Source organism: Brevundimonas sp. (genome assembly GCF_052436175.1).
In the GTDB taxonomy this organism is placed as follows: Bacteria; Pseudomonadota; Alphaproteobacteria; order Caulobacterales; family Caulobacteraceae; genus Brevundimonas.
In genome coordinates this window covers 1-7,268 of record NZ_JBQVNM010000093.1, presented here as the reverse complement: position 1 = coordinate 7,268, position 7,268 = coordinate 1, and the positions used below count along the sequence as shown (strand labels likewise).

General features: G+C 68.1%; 7 protein-coding genes. 3 read left to right on the top strand and 4 right to left on the bottom strand.

The window, feature by feature from the left end; genetic code table 11:
• Positions 1–79: 79 nt before the first annotated feature.
• Positions 80–766: a response regulator transcription factor gene (locus ACT6QK_RS14355; protein ID WP_444598507.1), complete on the top strand. Its 687-nt coding sequence runs from the start codon at positions 80–82 to the stop codon at positions 764–766.
• 21 nt (positions 767–787) lie between these two features.
• On the opposite strand, the gene ACT6QK_RS14350 is transcribed toward ACT6QK_RS14355, so the two are convergent.
• The gene (locus ACT6QK_RS14350; protein ID WP_444598506.1) at positions 788–1,663 is read right to left on the bottom strand and encodes a hypothetical protein; all 876 of its coding nucleotides are present in this window, start codon (positions 1,661–1,663) and stop codon (positions 788–790) included.
• A gap of 88 nt (positions 1,664–1,751) precedes the next feature.
• On the opposite strand from ACT6QK_RS14350, the gene ACT6QK_RS14345 reads away from it, so the two are divergent.
• Positions 1,752–3,161 carry an SLC13 family permease gene (locus ACT6QK_RS14345; RefSeq protein ID WP_444598505.1) on the top strand — a complete coding sequence of 470 codons (1,410 nt, stop codon included), beginning with the start codon at positions 1,752–1,754 and terminating at the stop codon, positions 3,159–3,161.
• A gap of 7 nt (positions 3,162–3,168) precedes the next feature.
• Here the strand turns inward: ACT6QK_RS14345 and xth are convergent, their stop codons facing one another.
• The gene (gene xth, locus ACT6QK_RS14340; RefSeq protein ID WP_444598504.1) at positions 3,169–3,966 is read right to left on the bottom strand and encodes an exodeoxyribonuclease III; all 798 of its coding nucleotides are present in this window, start codon (positions 3,964–3,966) and stop codon (positions 3,169–3,171) included.
• A 299-nt stretch (positions 3,967–4,265) separates the two neighbouring features.
• Positions 4,266–4,901 carry a LolA family protein gene (locus tag ACT6QK_RS14335; protein WP_444598503.1) on the bottom strand — a complete coding sequence of 212 codons (636 nt, stop codon included), beginning with the start codon at positions 4,899–4,901 and terminating at the stop codon, positions 4,266–4,268.
• Positions 4,902–5,112: 211 nt separating this feature from the next.
• Between ACT6QK_RS14335 and ACT6QK_RS14330 the strand changes: the two genes are divergently transcribed.
• Entirely contained in the window at positions 5,113–5,535 is a 423-nt protein-coding gene (locus ACT6QK_RS14330) for a hypothetical protein (RefSeq protein WP_444598502.1), read from the top strand.
• A gap of 6 nt (positions 5,536–5,541) precedes the next feature.
• Here the strand turns inward: ACT6QK_RS14330 and ACT6QK_RS14325 are convergent.
• Positions 5,542–7,268, bottom strand: a 1,727-nt coding sequence (locus ACT6QK_RS14325) for a DNA translocase FtsK (protein ID WP_444598501.1), incomplete at its 5' end; no start/stop codon positions are given.

Here is a 7,268-nt window from a genome sequence, read left to right as displayed (position 1 = left end):
GGGGTTCAGAGGGCTTGAAAGCGCTCGTTTTTCCGCGTCGCCCTTGGCGTGGAGCCCAAGCCTCGCCATTGTTACAGACATGCCCACGCCCAAGACCCTCCTGATCATCGACGACGACGACGACCTGCGCGAGGCGCTGGCGGAACAGCTGGCCCTGCACGAGGAGTTCCGCACGGTTCAGGCCTCGACCGCCACCGAGGGGGTGCGACTGGGGCGTGAGATCCGCGCCGACCTGATCCTGCTGGACGTGGACCTGCCCGACATGGACGGGCGCGAGGCCTGCCGCCTGCTGCGCAAGGACGGGGTCTCGACCCCCGTCATCATGCTGACGGCACAGGATTCGGACGCCGACACCGTGCTGGGGCTCGACAGCGGCGCCAACGACTATGTCACCAAGCCCTTCCGGTTCGCGGTTCTGCTGGCCCGCATCCGCGCCCATCTGCGCAGCCACGAACAGTCCGAGGACGCCGTCTTCGCCATCGGCCCCTACGCCTTCCGTCCGGCCGGCAAGGTTCTGGTCGACGAACGCGGCAAGAAGATCCGGCTGACGGAAAAAGAGACCAATATCCTGAAATATCTCTATCGCGCCGGGGCCAAGCCGGTGTCGCGCGAGGAGCTGCTGACCGAGGTTTGGGGCTATAACGCCGGCGTCACGACCCACACCCTGGAAACCCACATCTATCGCCTGCGCCAGAAGATCGAGCCGGAACCGGGTCAGGCGCGGCTGCTGCTGACCGACGCGGGCGGATACCGGCTCCAGCCCTGAAAACAGAAGGCGGGCGACCCGTCAGTTCGGCCGCCACTCGCTGAGCGTCTTGCCCGTGGCGTCCTCGAAGGCGACGCGGTCCACCTGAGCGGCGACGACGCAGACCGGCCGCTGATCGGGTGAGGGTGACAGGCACCGTATGGCCCGTCCATTCGGGAAGGCGATCGCTCGCCCCTCCAGAACCAGACGATAGCCGCCGGGCGGGGGAACGACGGGCAGGTCGCCGTCTCCGCGCACGGTGAAGGCGTAGGCGCGACCGTTGCGGCGGCTCAGCCGCGATCCGTCCGTCTCGAACACAGCGGCCAGGCCGACGGTCTGGGCAGAGGCCTGTGGGACGACTTCGGACGCCTCGCCCTCGCCCGTCGCTGTCGTCGGAACGGCCGGGCATTCGTCGGTGCGGATCCAGGGCCGGGGCAGCCAGAATCCCTCGACCGATTCCCAGGTCTCGCCGCCGCCCGCCGCCAGAGGCGCCTGGGTCCAGTCGGCGGGGGCCAGGGACAGCTGCAGGGTCTTGCGGTCCCGTCCGAAGGCGGCCCGGGCCAGGCCCTCGCCGCCGGTCGTCCCGACGCCGACGGCCGCGGCGTCTGAAGGCGAACAGCCGAAGGCCTGGCGGATGACCAGCCGCCGGCCGACCAGGGTGTCGTCGCCTCCGGGCGACTGGCCGCGCGCCCAGGCCGAGGCGGCCACGTCCACGGCGGCCAGAAGCTCGGCGCGGTCGATCTGTCGCGCCGGGGCCATCACGACGGTCGGCGGTGTGGAGGCCGCAGGTTCCGCCGGTGGAGCAGCGGCGGGCTCACGTCGCTCGCAGGCGGCCAGGGACGAGGCCAGGGCGAGGATCAGGCCGGACGCCGCGACGGCGACGACCGACGGGCGAGGCGACGCGGTCGGTTCGAACATGCAACCAGCCTAGCACGTCGATCGCTCCTTTGGGGATGCCGGGTCGGAAAAGGTTGACGCGGTGCGGTCGAGGGGGGCAGCAGGGGGCATGACATTCGATCAGATCGCCGCCCTGGCGGTTCTCGTCGGCGTGGTGGGGGTGCTGATACACGGCCGGGTCCGCTCGGACGTCGTGGCCCTGACGGGCGCGGCGGTCCTGTTGCTGCTCGGCGTCGTACGGCCCGTGGAGGTCCAAGGGGCCTTCGCCAGCCCGGCGGTCATCGCCTTGGCCGGCCTGTTCGTCATCGCCTACGCCATCGAACTGTCGGGCCTGCTGGGCCTGCTGATCCGTCAGGCGACGGCTTTGGCGGCCCGGGTCGGGGCGAGGGGAATCTGGGTCGTCATCGCCCTGTGCGGCTCGGTCGGAGGCTTCCTCAACAATACGCCTGTGGTGGTGCTGGCCGCGCCGGTGATTCGTGATGTGGCCCAGTCCCTGAGGCTGTCGCCCAAGCGGTTCCTGATGCCGCTCAGCCATGTGACGGTTCTGGGCGGCCTCCTGACCTTGATCGGCACCTCGACCAATCTTCTGGTCAACGATATGGCCCGCAACGCCGGCCAGCCGGTGTTCAGCCTGTTCGAGATCACCCCTGTCGGCCTGTGCATTGCGGCGGTCGGGGGCCTGTGGCTCTATTTCGTCGGCGCCCGGCAGCTCGGCCGCGCCGTGGCGGCGGACGAGGCCGAGCAGGCCCGACTGGCCGAGATGGAGGCCGCCCGTCGCGAGGCGGCGGAAGAGGCGGCCCGCAAGCGCCGCCGCGTCCTGCCCTTCGGCCTGCCGAGACTGGGCGAATCGCGCAACCAGTCCGACGGTTCGGGCGACGCCCATCTGGGGGATGTCGAGCTCTATGGCGCGGCGGACCGGCCCTTCAACCTGAAGCCGGCGCTGATCTCTATGGGCGTCTTCGTTCTGGTCATCGCGGCGGCGGCTCTGGGCTGGGCTCCGATCGCGGCGGCGGCCTTTGCGGGGGCGGTGGCCCTGATCCTGTTGCGCGTCATCACGCCGGAAGAGGCCTATGCGGGACTGCGGCCCGAAATCCTGCTGCTGATCGCGGGGATGGTGGTGGTCGGCACCGCCATCGAGGTCACGGGCCTTGCAGCGGCGGGGGCTAACCTGCTGATCGATTTCATCCGGCCGCTGGGGCCGCTGGGCGCCCTGATCGTTCTCTACGGCGTGACCCTGTTCGCGACGGAGCTGTTGTCCAACGCCACGGTGGCCGTCCTCATCACCCCGATCGCCGTGGCCCTGGCCGAGAGCCTTGGCGTCGATCCCCGGCCGTTCCTGGTCTGTGTGATGATGGCCGCCTCGGCCGCCTTCGCCACCCCGTTCGGCTATCAGACCAATGTGCTGGTCTTCAACATGGGCGGCTACAGCTACATGGACTTCGTCCGGGTAGGGGTGCCGCTGAACCTGATCACCTGGGCGGCGGCCATGGTGGCGATACCGGTCTTCTTCCCCTTCTGATCCGGGCTCAGACGTCGAGGTCGACGGTGATGGGGCAGTGGTCCGAGGGCTGTTCCCAAGCGCGGACCGGTTCGTGGATCACGGCGCTTTTGGCCACGACCGACGGCGTCAGGCCGGGCGAAGTCCAGATGTGGTCGAGGCGCAGGCCGCGCGCGGACTTGCGGAAATCCTGGGCGCGATAGCTCCACCAAGAGGCCAGCTTCTGCGGCTCGGGATAGGCGTCGCGCACCACGTCGAAGAAGCCGCCGGCCTGCTGGAGCCGGTTCAGGGTCTCGATCTCGCCGGGGGTGTGGCTGACGACCTTGAGCATGAATTTGTGGTTGAAGACGTCGAACTCCGAGGGGGCGATGTTGAAGTCGCCGCACATCAGAAGGCGCGCCGAACGATCCTGGGCCGCCACTGTGGCGGTCAGCTGCTCGTAGAAGTCCATCTTGTGATCGAACTTCGGGTTCAGCTCGCGGTCCGGCACGTCGCCGCCGGCGGGGATGTAGAAGTTCTGGACGTCGATCCCGGCGATGCGGGCCGAGACGCAGCGGGCGTGGCCCAGCTTGCAGGCGTTGAAGGTGTCCGACGCCTCCATCGGCAGGCGCGAGGCGATGGCCACCCCGTGCCAGCCCTTCTGACCCGCGACCTTGATATGGGGCATGCCCATGTCGACAAAGGCGTTGCGTGGAAACTGGTCCTCCAGACATTTGATTTCCTGAAGGCAGAGGACGTCGACATTCGCCTCCTTCACGAACCGCGCGACCTGGTCGATGCGCAGGCGGACGGAGTTGATGTTCCAGGTGGCGAGGCGGAGGATCATGGGGAGGGCTTCTGCCGCACCTCGGATTCCCGCTCAAGCAGCGAGCGACCGCGTCGCGAGCGTTAGCGGTCTCTCCTGGGAAAAAAGAGACGCCCGGCGACCAGCGCCGGGCGTTCAAGGTTTCTCTCTCACACGCCGCTATCGGGAGGGGATGAAGTCCGACGCGGAAAGGCGACCGCCGTCGCCCTGTGACCCAAGTGTCACTACAGGAGAAAAATGTCAAACATATTAAATCAAGGCTTGGCCGTTGCGAAAGAACCACGATCACCGATCGCGGTGACGATTCGGCCGGGTGCGGATCAGTTCCGGCGCGGACGCTGGGTCGGGTCGGTGAGACGGAACAGGGCGGGGTCGATCCGGGCGGCCGGCGTCAGGCTGGTCAGCTGGGTGCGCGTGCCCGTGCCCTGGGCGTCCAGGATGGTCCACTCCAGCAGGCGCGTCGGGGAACCACCGAAGACCAGGGTCACCGCACCGTCGTTCGGACGCCGACTGTCGCGCGCCACGATCGAATAGCCGCCGCCGGCCGAGCGGGTGACGCGGTCGATGCGGACGCCCTGATCGAAGCGGACGTTGCGGGCCAGGAAGGTGGACAGGGGCGTCTGGCCCAGCGGCACTTGGCGGAAGTTGTTCAGGCGCGGGTCGTAGCGTTTGACGTTGTAGCCATCAGACACGACCAGAAGCCCGGCCGGGCTGGTGTATTCGAACCGCATCTTGCCCGGACGCTGCAGCCAGAACCGGCCCTCCCGGCGCTGACTGCCCGAGCCGGTCTCCACGAAGGTCCCCTGATAGGAGGTCAGGGCCTGCAGATAGCCCTGGGCGCGGGCCAGGGTGGCGCGGTCCTCGGCCGACAGATTGGCCTGGGCCTGGGCGGGCAGGGCGGCGAGGCCCGCGATGGCGGCGAGGCCGAAGCCGAGGTCGCGGCGTGAGATAGTCATCAGTCTTCTCCCGTTCGGGATGGATTTAGGGTGATCGCCGTTGTGGACCTCGGCCCGGGCCGGCTTATGACCCAAGCCAGACCATATTCCGGCGCCGCGATGAAGCCCCGTTCATCGGGAGCCGTCGATAACGCCGCGCCAGCCGTCCGGTTGCGACGCCGATTGACAGGGCAGGCGGCGGTCCGCAGCGTGTTGTGGAGTGAGGCAGGCCATGACCCGACTTCTTATCGTCATCGCGATCGCCCTTCTGATGGTGTCCGTGGCCTTGGGTTGGATGATGCGGGTCTATCTGCCGGGCGTGACGCTGGCGGAGATATTTCTCGTCATGTCACTGGTTCCCAGGCTGGTGGCGGGCGCTATCTTGGTCACGATGGTCGTCGGAGCCGTAGGCGGCTTTCGCAGGAACGTCCTGTGCGTCCAATTCGTCGCGATCATCGCCGTCCTCCTCGGCGTTCTGGGTGCGGTCCATGGCGAACTGACAACGCACTTCGGGACGCTGATCGACAACGTGATAAACTTCACGACGCTGGCCCCGATGCGGATCGAGAGCTTGGCGATATTGGTGTTGGGTCTCTTCGGCGCTCTGCCGGGCCTTGGCATCCTCCATGTGAGAGGCGGCGTTCGCCAGGGCTGACGCCAGTCACCCCATCGGCGGCGGACCCGCCAGCACATCCCGCTTGCCGGCGTGGTTGGCGGGGCTGACCACGCCTTCCTGCTCCATGCGTTCTATCAGGGAGGCGGCGCGGTTGTAGCCGATCTGGAGGCGGCGCTGGACGTAGGAGGTCGAGGCCTTGCGGTCGCGGGTGACCACGGCCACGGCGCGGTCGTAGAGGTCGTCGCCGGACCCGCCGTTTCCGCCCTCGTCGAAGGCGTTGTCGCCGTCGCCGTCCGGGTCGTCTGTGATCAGGTCCAGATAGTCGGGCTCGGCCTGGGCCTTCAGGTGGTTGCAGACGTCCTCGACCTCCTTGTCGTCCACGAACGGGCCGTGCAGGCGGGTGATGCGGCCGCCGCCGGCCATGTAGAGCATGTCGCCCTGGCCCAGCAGCTGCTCGCCGCCCTGTTCGCCGAGGATGGTGCGGCTGTCGATCTTGGAGGTGACCTGGAAGGAGATTCTCGTCGGGAAGTTGGCCTTGATGGTGCCGGTGATGACGTCGACCGACGGGCGTTGGGTCGCCATGATCAGGTGGATGCCGGCGGCGCGGGCCATCTGGGCCAGACGCTGGACGGCGCCCTCCACGTCCTTGCCCGCGACCAGCATCAGGTCGGCCATCTCGTCCATCACCACGACCAGATAGGGCATGGGCTCGGGGCGGATCTTCTCGGACTCGTAGATCGGCCGACCCTGTTCGTCGAAGCCGGTCTGGACGGTGCGTTCGAAATGCTCGCCCTTGGCCTGGGCCTCGCGGGCGCGTTCGTTGTAGCTGGCGACGTTGCGGACCCCGAGCTTGGACATCCGGCGATAGCGGTCCTCCATCTCCTTGACCGTCCATTTCAGGGCGACCACGGCCTTCTTGGGATCGGTGACGACCGGGGCCAGCAAATGCGGGATGCCGTCATAGACGCTGAGCTCCAGCATCTTGGGGTCGATCATGATGTAGCGGCATTCGGCCGGCGACAGGCGATAGAGGATCGACAGGATCATGGCGTTGACCCCGACCGACTTGCCCGAGCCGGTGGTGCCCGCGATCAGGAGGTGGGGCATGCGCGCCAGGTCGGCGACATAGGGCTCGCCGCCGATCGATTCGCCGAGCGCCAGAGGCAGCAGGTGCGACGGCTTGGCGTATTCCGACGAGGCCAGGAGGTCGCGCAGATAGACCGTCTCGCGTTTGACGTTGGGCAGTTCGATGCCGATGGCGTTCCGGCCCTGAACCACCGAGATGCGGCAGGCGCGGGCGGACATCGACCGGGCGATGTCGTCGGCCAGGGCCACGACCCGGCCGTGCTTGACCCCGGCGGCGGGGACCAGTTCGTAGAGGGTGACGACAGGGCCGGGGCGGATCTGGTCGATCACGCCGCGCACGCCGAACTCTTGCAGCACGCCCTCCAGCATCTTGGCGTTCTGCTTCAGGGCGGTCTCGTCGATGGCGCCGGTGCGGGCCTGGGGCTTGGTCAGCATGCCCAGCGGCGGCAGGTCGAAGGCGCCTTCGGGGCGGGTGAATTCGAACGAGGCCTGATCGTCGTCGAAGGCCTTCTTGGATTTGGCCGGCTTGGGCGCGGCGACGCGCGGTTCGGCGGCGGTGGTGACCCGTTCCGGCGACGCGGCGGGCGCCGGCATGGGAGCCAAAGGCATGGAGGCGGGCGTCTCGTCCCAAGGCGCGTCCTCGATCTCGGGCATCTCCAGCGGCGCGGCGACGCGCGGGGCGACAG